Here is a 15,524-nt window from a genome sequence, read left to right as displayed (position 1 = left end):
GCTACCAGTCCGGGTGCGAATCCCAGGCGCGCAGGCGAAGCGCGCTCTCGAAGCGGTGCTCCGCGCCGGTGAGCGGATCGGTGAACGCGAGCACCTTCGCGAGCAGCTGCAGCGGACGGCGGAAGTCGTCGGGCGGCACCTCGCGGACCTCCGGGTACAGCGGATCGCCCAGGATCGGGATGCCCAGCGAGTTCAGGTGCACCCGCAGTTGGTGCGTGCGGCCGGTTTCCGGCACCAGCCGGTAGCGGCCCAGCCCGTCGCGGTGCTCGATCAGTTCCACCTGCGTCCGCGCGTTCACCGGCCCCGGCAGTTCGCGCGCGGTCAGCACGCCGCGCTTCTTCACGATCCGGCTCTCCACGGTCCGCGGCAGCGCCAGCTCCGGCGAGTAGGGCGCGATCGCCTCGTACTCCTTGTGCACCAGGCGATCCCGGAACAGGTTCTGGTACGCGCTGCGGTGCGCCGCGGTCTTGACGAACATCAGCACACCCGCGGTCAGCCGGTCGAGGCGGTGCGCGGGGGAGAGGTCCGGCAGGTCCCGCGTGTGCCGCAGGCGCACCAGTGCGGTCTCCCGGACGTGCCCGCCGCGCGGTGTGGTGGCCAGGAAGTGCGGCTTGTCGACCACCAGCAGGACGTCGTCCTCGTGGAGCACGGTCAGCTCGAACGGCACCGGCACCTCGTCGCCGCGGTCCCGGTGGAACCACAGGAAGGCGCTGGGCGTGAACGGTGTGCGGGCGTCGATCGGCCCGTCCACCCCGACGATCGCGCCCTCGGCCAGCATCGCGTCGATCACCGCCGGGTCCAGCTTGGTCAGCTTGCGGACCAGGTAGTCGCGGATGGTGTCCCACGGGCCGTCCGGCGGGGTCCGGATGCGCGCCGCGTTGACCCCGTCGCGCGGCGGCAGCGGGGACGGGGGCGGCTTGCGTCTCATCGGTCAGCACTGTAGCGAGGGGCCACCGCGCCCGCCGCGACCACCACCGCGGCGACCAGCGCGAACCCCGCCGAGTAGGCCGGCGCCGCGGCCGGCTGCGCCCCCACCGCGAGCTACGTGCGCGCAGGGCCGTGGGCGCGCCGAGTCGCGGCGAGAGCCGGGGCAGCATGGCCGCCGCGACGACCACGGTGACGCCGTTCACGGCCGCCACCGCGGACAGCAGGGAACGACCGGCTCAGCGCGCTGGCGACCCTGCCGGCTTCGCCGAGCTGATCATGACCCGCGGCGACCACGGCCCCGGCGGGCTGCGTCTCGCGGAGGTCCTCGCGGCCGCCGGCCTGGACGAACCGGCCCAGGTGCGCTTCTACCTGGTCGTCGTGCCGGGCCGCGCCCACCGCGAGGTGCACGGCGACCTCACCACGCCGGAACGCGACGCCGGGATCTTCGAAGCCGCACGGGCGAGCTCGGCAGCGCCTACACTGAAAGCACTGGTACCGCACCTGCGCGCCGCCACCGCCGACGAGGTCTTCGACCCGGAGCTCGACATGCTCGCCGGCGCGATCCACGCCGCACGGCGGCAGTAGGCCACAATCCCCGGGGTTGTCGGTGCCCTCCGTTACCCTGCATACGCGCGGCGCCCTGGTGCCGCCCCACCCCAATCGCTACTGGGAGAGAAGATCCTGTGACTGCTTCTGCTGAGCCTCTCTACGGGGCCGACGACCTTACCCACCTGGAAGGCCTGGAAGCGGTCCGGAAGCGCCCCGGCATGTACATCGGGTCGACCGACAGCCGCGGCGTGAACCACCTGTTCACCGAGATCGTCGACAACTCGACGGACGAGGGTGTCGCAGGTCACGCCACGAAGGTGGTCGTCACGTTGCACGCGGACGGCAGCGTCCAGGTCGACGACGACGGCCGCGGCATCCCGACCGGTGTGCACGCCAAGTCCGGTCTGTCCGGTGTCGAGCTGGTGCTCACCCGGCTGCACGCGGGCGGCAAGTTCGGCGGCTCCGGCTACAAGACCTCCGGCGGCCTGCACGGCGTCGGCGCCTCGGCGGTCAACGCGTTGTCGCACCGCTTCGACGTCACCGTCCGCAACGGCGGCAAGGTGCACGAGATGTCCTTCGCGCACGGCACGCCGGGCGTGTTCGACGGTCCCGGCCCGAAGGCGAAGTTCACGCCGCAGCCCGGGTTGCGCGTCAAGGGCAAGATGAAGCGCGGCGAGCGCACCGGCACGTCGATCCGCTACTGGCACGACGCGCGGTACTTCGAGAAGGGCGCGGAGCTCGACGTCGAGCAGGTGCGCACGAAGCTGCGCAACACCGCGTTCCTCGTGCCGGGCGTCACGTACGTGCTGCGCACCGCCACCGAGGGGTCGATCAGCGAGGAGACCTTCCACTTCCCCAACGGCCTCGCGGACATGGTGGAGTTCCTCGCGCCGTCGGACGAGAAGCCGGTGTCCGGCACGCTGATCATCCGCGGCGAGGGCTCGTACAAGGAGAACGCGGCCGACGCCAACGGGGTCATGCGGTCCAATGTGGAGCGCCACGCCGAGGTCGAGATCGCGCTGCGCTGGGGCACCGGGTACGAGCGCACGGTCGAGTGCTTCACCAACACCATCCGCAACGTGCACGGCGGCACCCACCGCCGCGGCTTCGACCGCGGGGCGACGAAGGCGTTGCAGGAAGCCATTTCCCGCACCCGCGGCCTGCTGAAGGCCAAGGAGGACCTGCCGACTCTCGACGACGTGCTCGAGGGCATGACGGCGGTCGTCCACGTGCGCATCCCCGAGCCGCAGTTCACCTCGCAGACCAAGGACGAGCTGTCCACGTCCGGCATCACCCGCGTGGTGCAGGGCATCGTCGAGCGGCACCTCAAGGAGTGGACGGAGAACCGCAAGACCAAGGCCGAGGCCAAGGTCGTGCTGCAGAAGATCGTCGACGCCGCCCGCGTGCGGTTGACGCAGAAGCAGCAGAAGGACGCGGCGCGCCGCAAGACCGCGCTGGAGGGCGCGGCGATGCCGCCGAAGCTGGTCGACTGCCGCACCACCGGCATCTCCCGCAGCGAGCTGTTCCTCGTCGAGGGTGACAGCGCGCTCGGGTCGGCCCGCATGGCGCGCGTGTCGGAGTACCAGGCGCTGCTGCCGTTGCGCGGCAAGATCCTGAACGTGCAGAAGGCCTCGCTCGGCGACACGCTGAAGAACGCCGAGATCGCCTCGATCGTGCAGGTGCTCGGCGCGGGCACCGGCCGCACGTTCGACCTGTCCGCGATGCGGTACGGCCGCGTCATCCTGATGGCCGACGCCGACGTCGACGGCTCGCACATCCGGACACTGCTGATCACCCTGTTCGCGAAGTACATGCGGCCGGTGATCGAGGACGGCAGGCTGTTCGCCGCGATGCCGCCGCTGCACAAGATCGTCACGAAGGGCCGCAACCCCGAGACGATCTTCACCTTCACACAGCGCGAGATGGAGCAGAAGGTCGCCGAGCTGGAGGCCGCGGGCAAGCAGATCGTCAAGCCGGTCCCGCGGTTCAAGGGCCTCGGCGAGATGGACGCCGACGAACTGTGGGAGACCACGATGAACCCCGCGACCCGGTCGGTCCGCCGCATCACGCTGGACGACGCGGAGGCCGCGGAGGCCGCGCTGGAGCTGCTGATGGGGGAGAAGGTCGAACCCCGGCGCAACTGGCTCGTCGAATCCGCCGCCCGCGTGGACCGCGAAGCGATCGACGTCTGAGTTCCCCTAGGAGACAACAGCAATGGCACGCCGATCCAAGACAGCCGTCACCCGGGTCGATCCGGCAGCGTTCGACCAGGCAGGCGCGCAGGTCTTCGAGAACCCGGTGAAGACCGAGATCGAGGACTCCTACTTGGAGTACGCCTACTCGGTCATCCACTCCCGCGCATTGCCCGACGCGCGCGACGGCCTCAAGCCGGTGCACCGCCGGATCCTGTTCTCGATGAACGAGGCCGGCTACCGGCCCAACCACGCGTACGTGAAGTCCTCGCGCGTGGTCGGCGACGTGATGGGCCGCTACCACCCGCACGGCGATACCGCGATCTACGACGCGATGGTCCGCCTGGCGCAGGACTTCTCGATGAACGCGCCGCTCATCGACGGCCACGGCAACTTCGGCAGCCCGGACGACGGCCCGGCCGCGTCGCGGTACACCGAGGCGCGCATGTCGCCGGAGGCGATGCTGCTCGTCGGCGAGCTGGGCGAGGAGACGGTCGACTTCCGGCCGAACTACGACGGCTCGCTGATGGAGCCGTCGGTGCTGCCTGCCGCGTATCCGAACCTGCTGGTCAACGGCACGTCCGGCATCGCGGTCGGCATGGCGACCAACATGATCCCGCACAACATGGGCGAGGTCATCGCGGCCGCGCGGTGGCTGATCAACCACCCCGGCGCCACCCTGGACAAGCTGATGGAGTTCGTGCCGGGCCCCGACCTGCCGACCGGCGGGATGCTGCTGGGCCTGGACGAGGTGCGCAAGGCGTACGAGACCGGCCGCGGCGTGGTGCGGATGCGGGCGAAGGTCGAGATCGGCCCGCTGCCCGGCAGCCGCGGCCGCCAGGCGATCACGGTCACCGAGCTGCCCTACGGCGTCGGGCCGGAGAAGGTGATCGAGAAGATCACCGAGGAGGTCAACAAGTCCAAGCGGCTGACCGGGATCGCCGACGTCAAGGACCTCACCGACCGCGAGAACGGCACCCGGCTGGTCATCGAGTGCAAGGTGGGCGTCAACCCGAACCCGCTGCTGGCCGACCTCTACCGGCTCACGCCGCTGGAACAGTCGTTCGGCATCAACAACCTGGTGCTGGTCGACGGCCAGCCGCAGACACTCGGGCTCAAGCAGCTGCTCGAGGTGTTCCTGGAGCACCGCTACGACGTGGTCACGCGGCGCACGAAGTACCGGCGCCGCAAGCGCGAGGAGCGGCTGCACCTGGTCGAGGGCCTGCTGATCGCGCTGCTGGACATCGACAAGGTGATCCGGCTGATCCGCAACAGCGACGACGCCGCGCAGGCCAAGGACGGCCTGATGAAGCGGTTCAAGCTGTCCGAGATCCAGGCCACCTACATCCTGGACACGCCGCTGCGCCGGCTCACCAAGTACGACAAGCTCGAACTCGAGGACGAGCAGGAGAAGCTGCGCGCCGAGATCGCCGAGCTGACCAAGATCCTCGACGACGACCGGGAGCTGAAGAAGGTCGTCTCCAACGAGCTGGCCAAGATCGCGAAGGACTTCAAGACCGAGCGGCGCACCGCGCTGATCGACGGCGACCTCAAGGAGGTGCTGGCCGCGTCCAAGCCGGCCGGGCCGCTGGAGGTCGCCGACGACCCGTGCCAGGTGATCCTGTCCGCCACCGGCCTGGTCGCCCGCACCGCGGCCGAGTCGGAGGAGGCGCCGGAGGGCCGCCGCCGCAACGGCCGGGTGAAGCACGACGCGGTGGCGGCGATGGTGCACTCGACCGCGCGTGGCCAGGTGCTGCTAGTGACCAGCCGCGGGCGGGCGTTCAAGACGGACGTGCTGCCGTTGCCCGTGCTGCCGGAGCAGTCCGGGACGGTGTCGCTGCGCGGCGGGATGGCCGCGCGGGAGCTGGTGCCGCTGGACAAGGGCGAGAAGGTCATCGGCATCGCGCCGCTGGGCGAGCAGGCGGCCGGGTCGCCCGGTCTCGCGCTCGGCACGCGGCAGGGCGTGGTGAAGGTGGTGGCGCCGGACTGGCCGGTGCGGTCCGACGAGTTCGAGATCATCGGGTTGAAGGACGGCGACGAGGTCGTCGGCGCCGCGTGGCTGGCTGATGGCGAGGAGACGTTCGCGTTCGTCACGTCGGACGCCTCGCTGCTGCGGTTCCCGGCTTCGCTGGTGCGGCCGCAGGGCCTCAAGGGCGGCGGCATGGCGGGCATCAAGCTCGCCGCGGACGCCGAGGTGGTGTTCTTCGGGGCGATCCGCACGGATGACGCGGAGCACGGCGAGCCGATGGTGGTGACGGCCACCGGTGCGAGCGTGAAGATGACGCCCTTCGCCGAGTACCCGGCGAAGGGCCGCGCGACCGGCGGGGTGCGGGCGCAGCGCTTCCTGAAGGGGGAGACGCGGCTGACGGTCGGCTGGGTGGGCCCCCGGCCTGCCGGAGCGTCGAAGAACGGGGACCCGGTGGAGCTCCCGGAGCCCACCCTCCGCCGCGACGCCTCGGGAGCCCCGCACCCCGGCCCGGACGTCATCGGACACCTCATCGAGCGCGGCTGATTTCGGTGCGGGCCCCGCGCTCCCGAGCGCGGGTCCGGGAGTGGGTCCGGGAGTGGGGGCCGCGAGTGGGGGCCGCGAGTGGGGCCCGCAAGTGGGGCCCGCAAGTGGGGCCCGCAAGTGGGGCCCGCGACTTGGGCCCGCGACTTGGGCCGGCCACACCAGCCCGCAACACCGGGCCTGCAACACCTGGTGTGCAACTGGGGCCGCAACAGGGGCGGCCATACCGGGCTGGCATGGACGGCCCGCAATACGGGCCCACAACACTGGGCCCGCAGAACATCGGGCCCGCAGAACATCGGGCCCGCAACAGGGGGCCGGCAGCACCGGCCCGCAACACCGGCCCTACAACTCGGGGTGCAACACGGGCGGCAATAGCGGGCCGGCAAGGCCGTCCCGCAACAGGGGCCCGCAACCCCGGGCCTGCAACGCCTGGCCCGAAACTCCGGGCCTGCAACGCCTGGCCCGAAACTCCGGGCCTGCAACACCTAGCCCGCAACTCCGGGCCTGCAACACCTGGCCGGCCACCCCTGGCCGGCAACCCCGGGCCGGCAAGGCCGACCGACAACACCAGGCCCACACCACCGGGCCCGCGGCGCGGGCGCGCCCCGGGCCACCCGAACGAGTGATTTTCTGGAGGCGGCCGGCCCATGACGGAAGATCGTTCGGTCCTCACCCGCCCGGCACCGGAGCCGGACGGGCAGCTCCGCTACGGCCCGGGGCCCGACCAGGTCGCCGACCACTGGCGGGGCCGTCCGGAATCGCCCTTGATCGTCGTCGTCCACGGGGGTTTCTGGCGGCCCGCCTTCGATCGGCGGCACACCCGGCCGATGGCGGCCGCCCTGGCGCGAACGGGCGTCAACGTCCTCTCGATCGAGTACCGCCGCGTCCCCGGCGAGCCCCGCCTCGCCACCGCCGACGTCGCCGCCGCGCTGCGCGACCTGCCGGTGAAACTCGCCGGGCAGTTCGACGGCCGGGTGGTGCTGACCGGGCATTCCGCGGGCGGCCACCTCGCCCTGCTGGCCGCGGCCACCGCGCCCCCACCGGGCCTCACCGCCACCGTCGCGCTGGCGCCGGTCGCCGACCTCGCCCTGGCCGCGCGGCTCGGCCTCGGCGACGGCGCCGCCCGCGCGTTCCTCGGCGACGTCCCGCCGGACGGACTCGACCCGGCGCGGCTGCCGTCGCCTGCCGGGCCCGTCGTCCTCGTGCACGGCGACGCGGACGAGGTGGTGCCCGTCGAGCTCTCCCACGCTTACCGCGACGTGCACCCCGGTGCGCGCCTGACCGTCGTCCGCGGCGCGGGGCATTTCGCCTTGATCGACCCGGACAGCACCGCCTGGCCTGCGGTATCGTCGACTCTGCTCGCCCCGGCGACTCAGGCGGAACCGTGGCGGGAATGACCCGAATCCTCGGAAACCGCAGGTTTCTCCGACCTGGGCAGGGGCTAGTCTCGCATCATGTCCACATCGGCCAGCGCGCGACTGCAAGCTGAGCACAAGCTCCAGCGCATCGGTCTCGTCAGCGACAGCGCGCTCGCCCACCTCGCCACCGAGGATCTGCTCACCGAGCTCCTGGACCGCGTCCGCCAGGTCCTGCGTTCCGACACCGCCGCCGTGCTGCTGCTCGAACCGGGCGGTCGTGAACTGGTCGCGGTCGCGGCGCGCGGCATCGAGACCGAGGTGGCGCAGGGCGTCCGCGTCCCGGTCGGCAAGGGCTTCGCCGGTCAGGTCGTCGCTCGCCGCGAGCCGGTGCAGCTGCAGCGGGTCGACTCGACGACGGTGGTCAACCGGCTGCTCTGGGAGAAGGGCCTGCAGACCCTGCTGGGCGTCCCGTTGCTGGTCGGCGGCGAGGCCATCGGCGTGCTGCACGTCGGGTCGCTCTCGCAACGGGAGTTCACGCCGGAGGACGTCGAGCTGCTCCAGCTGGCCGCCGACCGGATAGCGCTCGCCGCCCACGCCCAGCGCTCCAAGGCCGAGCGCGCGGCCGCGGCCGAGCTGCAGCGCAGCCTCCTGCCGACCCAGCTGCCCGTCGTGCCCGGCATCGAACTCGCCGCGCGGTACGTGCCCGGTGACGAGGGCGCCATCGCCGGCGACTGGTACGACGTGTTCCTCCTGCCCAACGGCTGGCTCGGCGTGGTGATCGGCGACGTCGTCGGCCACGGCCTGCCCGCGGCGATCGTGATGGGCCGGATGCGCAGCGCGCTGCGGGCCTTCGCGATGGAGGGCGGCGACCCCGCCGAAGTGCTCGCCAACCTCGACCGCAAGATGCAGCACTTCGAGCCGGGCATGATGGCCACCGTGCTGTACGCGCTGATCGAGCCGAACTTCGAGCGGCTGCACGTGTCCTCGGCCGGTCACCTGGTGCCGGTGCAGGGCCGGGAGGGCGAACGGGCCAGGCTGCTCGACGTCGCCGTCGACCCGCCGATCGGCGCCCTGCGGGACGTGCGCCGCCGCGTCACGGTGGCGGAGATGCCGCCGGGCTCGGTGGTCTGCTTCTACACCGATGGCCTGGTCGAGCGGCGTGGCGTCGCGCTCGACGACGGGCTCGACCGCCTCTGCTCCGTCGTGCACCCGGCCCAGGCCCAGACCGTCTGCGCCGACGTGATGGCCGAGCTGATCGGCGAGGACACCCCCGACGACGACGTGGCGCTGCTGACCGTGCGCCGCCAGAACGGCGCGGACGTCGGCCCGCTGGAGCTCACCGTGCCCGCGGTGCCGGAGTCGCTGAAGGAGGTCCGGTCCGCGATGCGGCGGTGGCTGACCGTCGTCGGCGCGAGCGCGGACGCCACGGCCGACCTGCTGGTCGCGGTCGGCGAGGCGACCTCGAACGCCGTGGAGCACGCCTACGGGCCCGCGGGCGGCGTGATCAAGGTGCGGCTGGAACTGCGGGGGCAGGACGTGATCGCGACCGTGTGCGACGAGGGCCGCTGGCGCCCGCCGCGCGGCGAGAACCGCGGCCGGGGAACGCTGCTGATGCACCGCTGCGGGGACGAGGTCCGCATCGACCACCGCCCGCAGGGGACGGAAGTCATGATCCGCCGAACGATCGGGCCCGCGGAATGACGACGGCCACCATCGACGCCGACAACGACGGCGGTCACGTCCTGCTGCGGGTCAGCGGCGAGATCGACCTCGCGAACGCGTCCGTGGTGCAGGACCAGATCTTCGCCGCGATCGGCAACGACGCCGTGCGCGTCTCGATCGACCTCACCGATGTGACCTACTTGGACAGTTCGGGGCTGCGTGTGCTGTTCACCCTCGCCGGGCGGCTCAAGGTGCTGCAGATGGAGCTGGACCTGGTCGTCGCGCCCGTGTCGCCGGTGCGGCGGGTGCTGGAGATGTCCGGGTTCGAACCGCTGGCCGCGGTGCGTGAGGGTTGACGCCCGTGGGTAGTCCCGGCACATGGTGAGCGTCGGATACTTCCTGTCCAGCGAGGAGCACGGGCCTCGCGAGCTGGTGGAGCAGGCGAAGAAGGCGGAACAGGCCGGGTTCGAGCGGTTGTGGATCTCCGACCACTTCCACCCGTGGACCGGTGAACAAGGCAACAGCCCGTTCGTGTGGTCGGTGATCGGCGCGCTGTCCCAGGCGGTCTCGCTGCCGATCACGACGGCGGTGACCTGCCCGACCGTGCGGATCCACCCCGCGATCATCGCGCAGGCCGCGGCGACGGCGGCCGTGCAATGCGAGGGCCGGTTCGTGCTCGGGGTCGGCTCGGGTGAGGCGCTCAACGAGCACATCTTCGGCGACCCGTGGCCGCCCGGCCCGCGGCGGCTGGAGATGCTGGAGGAGGCCGTCGAGGTGATCCGCAAGCTGCACACCGGCGAGCAGGTCACCCACTACGGCAAGCACTACACGGTCGAGCAGGCGCGCATCTACACGCTGCCGGAGCAGCCGGTGCCGATCTACGTGTCGGCGTTCGGGCCGAAGACCGCCCGCCGGATCGCGAAGATCGCGGACGGCTTCGCCACGGTGATGCCCGACGGCGAACTGGTCCACTCCTACCGCGAAGCCGGCGGGCGGGGGCCGATCCAGGGCGGGTTCAAGGTGTGCTGGGCCGATTCGGCGGAGGAGGCGCGGGAGACCGCGCACCGGCTGTGGGCGAGCGACCTGCTGCCCGGCAGCCTCGGCCGGATCCTGCCGACGCCGCGGGACTTCGAACAGGCCGTGCCGGTGGTGACCGAGGAGCAGGTCGCGGGCCAGATCCCGTGCGGCCCGGACGCCGACGCGCACGCCCAGGCGGTGCGCCAGTTCGCCGACGCCGGGTTCGACGAGGTGTACGTGTCGCAGATCGGCCCGGAGCAGGACAAGTTCTTCGACGCCTGGTCGTCGAAGGTGCTGCCGCAGCTCAAGGGGTGAGCGCGAGGCTCGTCGCGGCGAGGGCGAGGAACAGCGCGGGCACGGCGATGTTGCCGAAGACCCTGGCACGCACGTGGGCGATGAGCGCCCCGGTGAAGAACAGCACCAGCCCGACAGCCGCGGCGAGTCCGATCCACCGCACACCCAGGAGCCCGATCAGCAGCCCCACGGCGCCGGCGGCTTTGAGCGCGCCCAGTGCAGGTAGCCAAGATTCCGGCACGTCCACCGCCGCGGAGTTCGCCAGCACGAACCGCGCCCTGGCGAAGTCAGCGACCGCGATCGCCGCGTTCAACACGATCGTCAGCACAGTCACCGTCACGTACATGACCACCAGGTTCGGGCGGCGGCAGCAGCGCGTCCAATACCTGCTCTCATAACCTGAAGGCATGGACGTGGACACGCGCCTGCTCCGCTACTTCGCCGCCGTCGCCGAGGAGGGGCACCTGACGCGCGCGGCGGAGCGGCTCTTCGTGTCCCAGCCCGCGCTCACCAAGCAGATCAAGCAGCTCGAAGCGCAGCTCGGCACGACGTTGTTCACCCGCTCCCGCCGCGGGATGGCTCTCACCGACGCGGGCCGGGTGCTGGCGGACCGGGTGCCGGCCCTGCTCGACGGGTGGGACCGGGCGTGCCGCGAGACCCGCGCGGCGGGCAGCCGCGTGCTGCGCGTCGGTTTCCTGGCCAGCGCCGCCAACGAGGCGACGCCGGCCATCATCGCCGCGTTCGGCCGCCGCCGTCCGGGGTGGCGGGTCGACATGCGGCAGGCCGCCTGGTCGGACCCGACCGCCGGGCTGGCCGCGGCCGACGTCGACGTCGCGCTGTTGCGCCTCCCGTTCCCGGGCCAGGACGAACTCCGCGTGCGGGAGCTGTTCAGCGAAGCCCGCTGGGTCGCGCTACCCGGGTCGCACCCGCTCGCCTGCCGCGACGAGATCGACTTCCGCGAGCTGTGGGACGAGCCGTACGTCGCCGCCCCGGCCGAGACCGGCTGGTGGCGTGACCACTGGCTGGGCGCGGACGAACGCGAGGGCGAGCCGCGCATCGGCGCGGTGACCGACCAGCCGGACGAGTGGCTGAGTGCGATCGCCAACGGCTACGGCATCGCGCTCGCCCCCGAATCGGCCGCCCGCTTCTACGCCCGGCCCGGCATCGTCTACCGCCCGGTGCGCGGCCTCAGCCCCACCCGGGTCGGCATCGCCTGGCACCCGGCCGACGACGACAACCCGGTCGTCGCCGACTTCGTCGCCTGCTGCCTCGACGCCACCCAGGCCGAGTACACCTAGTGCGAGTCGCGCGGGACCGAGTGGCCCCGGGACCCGCGCAGGAAGTCGAAGTCCGCGCCCTGGTCGGCCTGCAGCACGTGCTCCGTGTAGAGCCACGTGTACCCGCTGGTGTACGGCGACTCCGGCGCCTGCCAGGACGCCCGCCGCGCGGCCAGCTCCTCGTCGGAGACCTCGACGTTCAGCGTCCGCGCCGCCACGTCCAGCGTGATCAGATCACCGGTGCGCACCAGCGCGAGCGGCCCGCCCACCGCGGACTCCGGCGTCACGTGCAGCACGACCGTGCCGTACCCGGTGCCGCTCATCCGCCCGTCGCAGATCCGGATCATGTCCGTCACGCCCGCCTTCAGCAGCTTGGCAGGCAGCGCGACGTTCGAGACCTCCGGCATGCCCGGGTAGCCCTTCGGCCCGGCGCCGCGGATCACCAGGATGCTCGTCTCGTCCACGTCGAGGTCCGGGTCGTCGGCGACGGCGTGGTAGTCCTCGACCGTGTCGAACACCAGCGCCCGCCCCTGGTGCTTGAGCAGGTGCGGGGACGCGGCCGACTGCTTGATCACCGCGCCACCCGGGCACAGGTTGCCGCGCAGCACCGCGGTGCCGTTGCCTGCGGGCTGGAACGGCTCCTCGACGGTGGTGATCACGTCGGTGTTGAAGTTCTCCGCCCCGGCCACGTTCTCGCCGACCGGCTTGCCGGTCACCGACACACTGCCGGTGTGCAGCAGCCCCGCTTCGGCGAGCTGCCGCATCACCACCGGCAGTCCGCCCGCGTAGCAGAAGTCCTCCATCAGGTACTTGCCCGACGGCATCAGGTTCACCAGCGTCGGGACCTCGCGGATGAGCGTGTCGAAGTCGTCGAGCGTGAGGTCCACCTCGGCGCGTCCGGCGATCGCGAGCAGGTGGACGATCGCGTTCGTCGACCCGCCGATCGCGGCGTTGACCCGGATCGCGTTCTCGAACGCCTCGCGGGTGAGGATGTGCGACGGGCGCAGGTCCTCCTCGACCATCTCCACGATCCGCTGCCCGGCGGCCTGCCCGATCTCGAACCGGCGCGCGTCGACCGCGGGCCAGGTCGCCGAGCCGGGCAGCTGCATGCCCAGCGCCTCGGCCATGCACGCCATCGTCGACGCGGTGCCCATCGTCATGCAGTGCCCGTTCGACCGCGCCATGCAGCCCTCGGCGAAGAAGCACTCCTCCTGGGTCATGCGCCCGGCCTTGAGCTCCTCCTCGAACTTCCACACGTGCGTGCCGGAGCCGACGTCCGCGCCGCGGTACTTGCCGTTGAGCATCGGGCCGCCGGTGACCATCACGGCGGGCAGGTCGACGCTCGCGGCGGCCATCAGCATCGCCGGGGTCGTCTTGTCGCAGCCGGAGAGCAGCACCACGCCGTCGAGCGGGTTGGCGCGGATCAGCTCCTCGACCTCCATCGCCATCAGGTTGCGGTAGAGCATCGCGGTCGGGCGCATCAGCGTCTCGCCGGTGGCCATCGTCGGGAACTCCAGCGGGAACCCGCCCGCCTGCCACACGCCGCGCTTGACCGCCTCCGCCACGCGGGTCAGGTGCGCGTTGCACGGCGCGAGTTCCGACGCGCTGGTCGCGATGCCGATGACCGGCCTGCCGTCGAACACCTCGGCCCCGAAGCCCTGGTTGCGCATCCAGGACCGGTAGATCATCCCCGCGCGGCCGGTCGCCCCGAACCACGCCGCGCTGCGCCTCTGCCCCGTCACGAGCCTGTTCCTCTCCGTCGAGTACGTGCGCTCCGAACGTTAAATCATTCGATGATTCAAGTCCAGGGGCGTTGGAGATCACAGTGCTTCCGCTGGCCAGAAAGTTGTACAGTCTCAACTGTTATAGAAATACAACGTTTGGGGTGCGTGTGCCGGAACTGTCCCAGCGGCGTCGGCTCCTGGTGCTGGCGATCTGCTGCCTGAGCCTCTTCGTCGTCTCGATGGACACCACGATCGTCAACCTCGCGCTGCCGTCGATCGAGCGCGACTTCTCCGCCGGTGTGTCGAGTCTGCAGTGGACGATCGACGCCTACACGCTCGTGCTGGCCAGCCTGCTGATGCTGTCCGGCTCGACCGCCGACCGGATCGGGCGGCGGCGCACGTTCCAGACCGGGCTGGTGCTGTTCACGCTCGGCTCCCTGCTGTGCAGCGTCGCGCCGAACATCGGGCTGCTCATCGCCTTCCGGATGGTGCAGGCGGTCGGCGGCAGCATGCTGAACCCCGTCGCCATGTCGATCATCACCAACACCTTCACCGACGCGCGCGAACGAGCGCGCGCCATCGGGATCTGGGGCGCGGTCGTCGGGCTGAGCATGGCGCTGGGGCCGGTGGTCGGCGGCCTGCTGGTGGACGCCGTCGGGTGGCGGTCGATCTTCTGGATCAACATCCCGGTCGGGGTCGCCGCGCTCGTGCTGACCGCGTTGTTCGTGCCGGAGTCGAAGGCACCACGCGCGCGGCGGCTCGACCCGGTCGGGCAGCTGCTGGTCGTGGTGGCGCTGGCGAGCCTGACGTACGGGATCATCGAGGCGCCGCACCACGGCTGGCTGTCCGGGCCGACCGTGGCGTGCTTCGTGGTGGCGGCCGCCGCTGCGGCCGGGCTCGTCGTCTATGAGCGGCGGCGGGCGGAACCGTTGCTGGACCCCCGGTTCTTCGCGAGCGCGCCGTTCTCCGGGGCGACGGTGATCGCGGTGTGCGGGTTCGCCGGACTGAGCGGGTTCCTGTTCCTCAACGCGCTGTACCTGCAGAGCGTCCGCGGGTTCACGCCACTGCACGCCGGGTTGCTGACGCTGCCCAGCGCGCTGGCGATCTTCGCGCTCGCGCCGCTGTCCGGCCGGCTCGTCGCCGCGCGCGGCTCGCGGATCCCGCTGGTGACCGGGGGATTGGGGCTCGCGGTGAGCGGGGTGCTGCTGACCCGGCTGGGCGCGGACACCGGGATCGGGTGGCTGGTGGTCGCCTACGTCGTGTTCGGCGCCGGGTTCGGGATGCTCAACCCGCCGATCACCAACACCGCGGTGTCCGGCATGCCGCGCGCCCAGGCCGGGGTGGCCGCGGCGGTGGCGTCGACGAGCAGGCAGGTCGGGGCGTCACTCGGGGTCGCGGTGCTCGGCGCGGTGGTCACGACGCACATCACCGGCGCGTTCACGACAGGCTTTCCCGCGGCGAGCCACATCGCGTGGTGGATCATGGCCGGATGCGGCGTGGTGGTGATGGCACTGGGCGTGCTGACGACGTCCCCGTGGGCGATGGGGACGGCCCGGCGGGCGACGGTGCTGTTCGACGAGCCGGCCGGGGCGCGGACGTGACCGCCGCGGAGCGGGTGTGGGAGCGGATGCAGGACGTGCTGGGCAGGCACGACCGGCGCAAGGCGGTCACCGAGGCGCTCGGCTTGAGCTTCATCAAGATCAAGGCGCTGCGGCGGCTGGCGTCCGGGCCGCTCACCCTCGCGGACCTGGCGGAGCGGCTGAACACCGACCGCCCGTACGTGACGCTGGTGGTGGACGACCTGGAGCAGCGCGGACTGGTGTCGCGGACGGTGCACCCGGCGGACCGGCGGCGCAAGCTGGTGGCGGTGACGCCCGCGGGCGCGGAGGCGGCGGCCACGGCGGAGCGGATCCTCAAGGAGCCGCCGGCGTCGCTGGCCGCGCTCGACGCCGACGAGCTGGCCCAGCTGGACCGCCTGCTGACGAAGCTCACCACCGCCTGATCCGGCGCCA

The 15,524-nt window shown here is 71.7% G+C and carries 13 protein-coding genes; 10 read left to right on the top strand and 3 right to left on the bottom strand.

Annotated features, from left to right (window positions below; translation table 11 throughout):
- Position 1: 1 nt before the first annotated feature.
- Positions 2-928, bottom strand: a complete 927-nt coding sequence (locus AMYTH_RS0121850; RefSeq protein WP_027932113.1) for a pseudouridine synthase — start codon at positions 926-928, stop codon at positions 2-4.
- Between the two features lie 167 nt (positions 929-1,095).
- Between AMYTH_RS0121850 and AMYTH_RS0121840 the strand changes: the two genes are divergently transcribed.
- The 7 genes from AMYTH_RS0121840 to AMYTH_RS0121810 all read left to right on the top strand — a co-directional run bounded on the left by AMYTH_RS0121840 (position 1,096) and on the right by AMYTH_RS0121810 (position 10,532).
- Positions 1,096-1,512, top strand: coding sequence for a hypothetical protein (locus AMYTH_RS0121840; RefSeq protein ID WP_027932112.1), 417 nt, complete (start codon positions 1,096-1,098; stop codon positions 1,510-1,512).
- 98 nt (positions 1,513-1,610) lie between these two features.
- Positions 1,611-3,668 carry a DNA gyrase/topoisomerase IV subunit B gene (locus AMYTH_RS0121835; RefSeq protein ID WP_026153864.1) on the top strand — a complete coding sequence of 686 codons (2,058 nt, stop codon included), beginning with the start codon at positions 1,611-1,613 and terminating at the stop codon, positions 3,666-3,668.
- 22 nt (positions 3,669-3,690) lie between these two features.
- Entirely contained in the window at positions 3,691-6,180 is a 2,490-nt protein-coding gene (locus AMYTH_RS0121830; RefSeq protein ID WP_027932111.1) for a DNA gyrase/topoisomerase IV subunit A, read from the top strand.
- A 647-nt stretch (positions 6,181-6,827) separates the two neighbouring features.
- Positions 6,828-7,577: an alpha/beta hydrolase family protein gene (locus AMYTH_RS0121825; protein WP_027932110.1), complete on the top strand. Its 750-nt coding sequence runs from the start codon at positions 6,828-6,830 to the stop codon at positions 7,575-7,577.
- Positions 7,578-7,634: 57 nt separating this feature from the next.
- Positions 7,635-9,239 carry an ATP-binding SpoIIE family protein phosphatase gene (locus tag AMYTH_RS0121820; RefSeq protein ID WP_027932109.1) on the top strand — a complete coding sequence of 535 codons (1,605 nt, stop codon included), beginning with the start codon at positions 7,635-7,637 and terminating at the stop codon, positions 9,237-9,239.
- The gene (locus AMYTH_RS0121815; RefSeq protein WP_027932108.1) at positions 9,236-9,556 is read left to right on the top strand and encodes an STAS domain-containing protein; all 321 of its coding nucleotides are present in this window, start codon (positions 9,236-9,238) and stop codon (positions 9,554-9,556) included. Before AMYTH_RS0121820 ends, AMYTH_RS0121815 begins: the two co-directional genes overlap by 4 nt.
- A 22-nt stretch (positions 9,557-9,578) precedes the next feature.
- Positions 9,579-10,532: a TIGR03557 family F420-dependent LLM class oxidoreductase gene (locus AMYTH_RS0121810; protein ID WP_027932107.1), complete on the top strand. Its 954-nt coding sequence runs from the start codon at positions 9,579-9,581 to the stop codon at positions 10,530-10,532.
- Here the strand turns inward: AMYTH_RS0121810 and AMYTH_RS0121805 are convergent.
- Positions 10,522-10,857, bottom strand: coding sequence for a DoxX family protein (locus AMYTH_RS0121805; RefSeq protein WP_027932106.1), 336 nt, complete (start codon positions 10,855-10,857; stop codon positions 10,522-10,524). The two genes, AMYTH_RS0121810 and AMYTH_RS0121805, sit on opposite strands and share 11 nt — an antisense overlap.
- 61 nt (positions 10,858-10,918) lie before the next feature.
- On the opposite strand from AMYTH_RS0121805, the gene AMYTH_RS0121800 reads away from it, so the two are divergent.
- Positions 10,919-11,809, top strand: a complete 891-nt coding sequence (locus AMYTH_RS0121800) for a LysR family transcriptional regulator (RefSeq protein ID WP_027932105.1) — start codon at positions 10,919-10,921, stop codon at positions 11,807-11,809.
- Here AMYTH_RS0121800 and AMYTH_RS0121795 read toward each other — a convergent pair.
- Positions 11,806-13,530 carry an IlvD/Edd family dehydratase gene (locus AMYTH_RS0121795; protein ID WP_027932104.1) on the bottom strand — a complete coding sequence of 575 codons (1,725 nt, stop codon included), beginning with the start codon at positions 13,528-13,530 and terminating at the stop codon, positions 11,806-11,808. The genes AMYTH_RS0121800 and AMYTH_RS0121795 overlap by 4 nt on opposite strands.
- Before the next feature lie 149 nt (positions 13,531-13,679).
- On the opposite strand from AMYTH_RS0121795, the gene AMYTH_RS0121790 reads away from it, so the two are divergent.
- Both AMYTH_RS0121790 and AMYTH_RS0121785 read left to right on the top strand, forming a co-directional pair.
- Positions 13,680-15,113, top strand: coding sequence for an MFS transporter (locus AMYTH_RS0121790; RefSeq protein ID WP_027932103.1), 1,434 nt, complete (start codon positions 13,680-13,682; stop codon positions 15,111-15,113).
- Positions 15,110-15,514: a MarR family winged helix-turn-helix transcriptional regulator gene (locus AMYTH_RS0121785; RefSeq protein ID WP_027932102.1), complete on the top strand. Its 405-nt coding sequence runs from the start codon at positions 15,110-15,112 to the stop codon at positions 15,512-15,514. Before AMYTH_RS0121790 ends, AMYTH_RS0121785 begins: the two co-directional genes overlap by 4 nt.
- Positions 15,515-15,524 lie beyond the last annotated feature (10 nt).

Origin of the sequence: Amycolatopsis thermoflava N1165 (genome assembly GCF_000473265.1) — a bacterium.
Lineage (GTDB): Bacteria > Actinomycetota > Actinomycetes > Mycobacteriales > Pseudonocardiaceae > Amycolatopsis_E > Amycolatopsis_E thermoflava.
The sequence above is the reverse complement of the archived record's forward strand: the minus strand, read 5'-3'. Positions and strand labels throughout refer to the sequence as shown.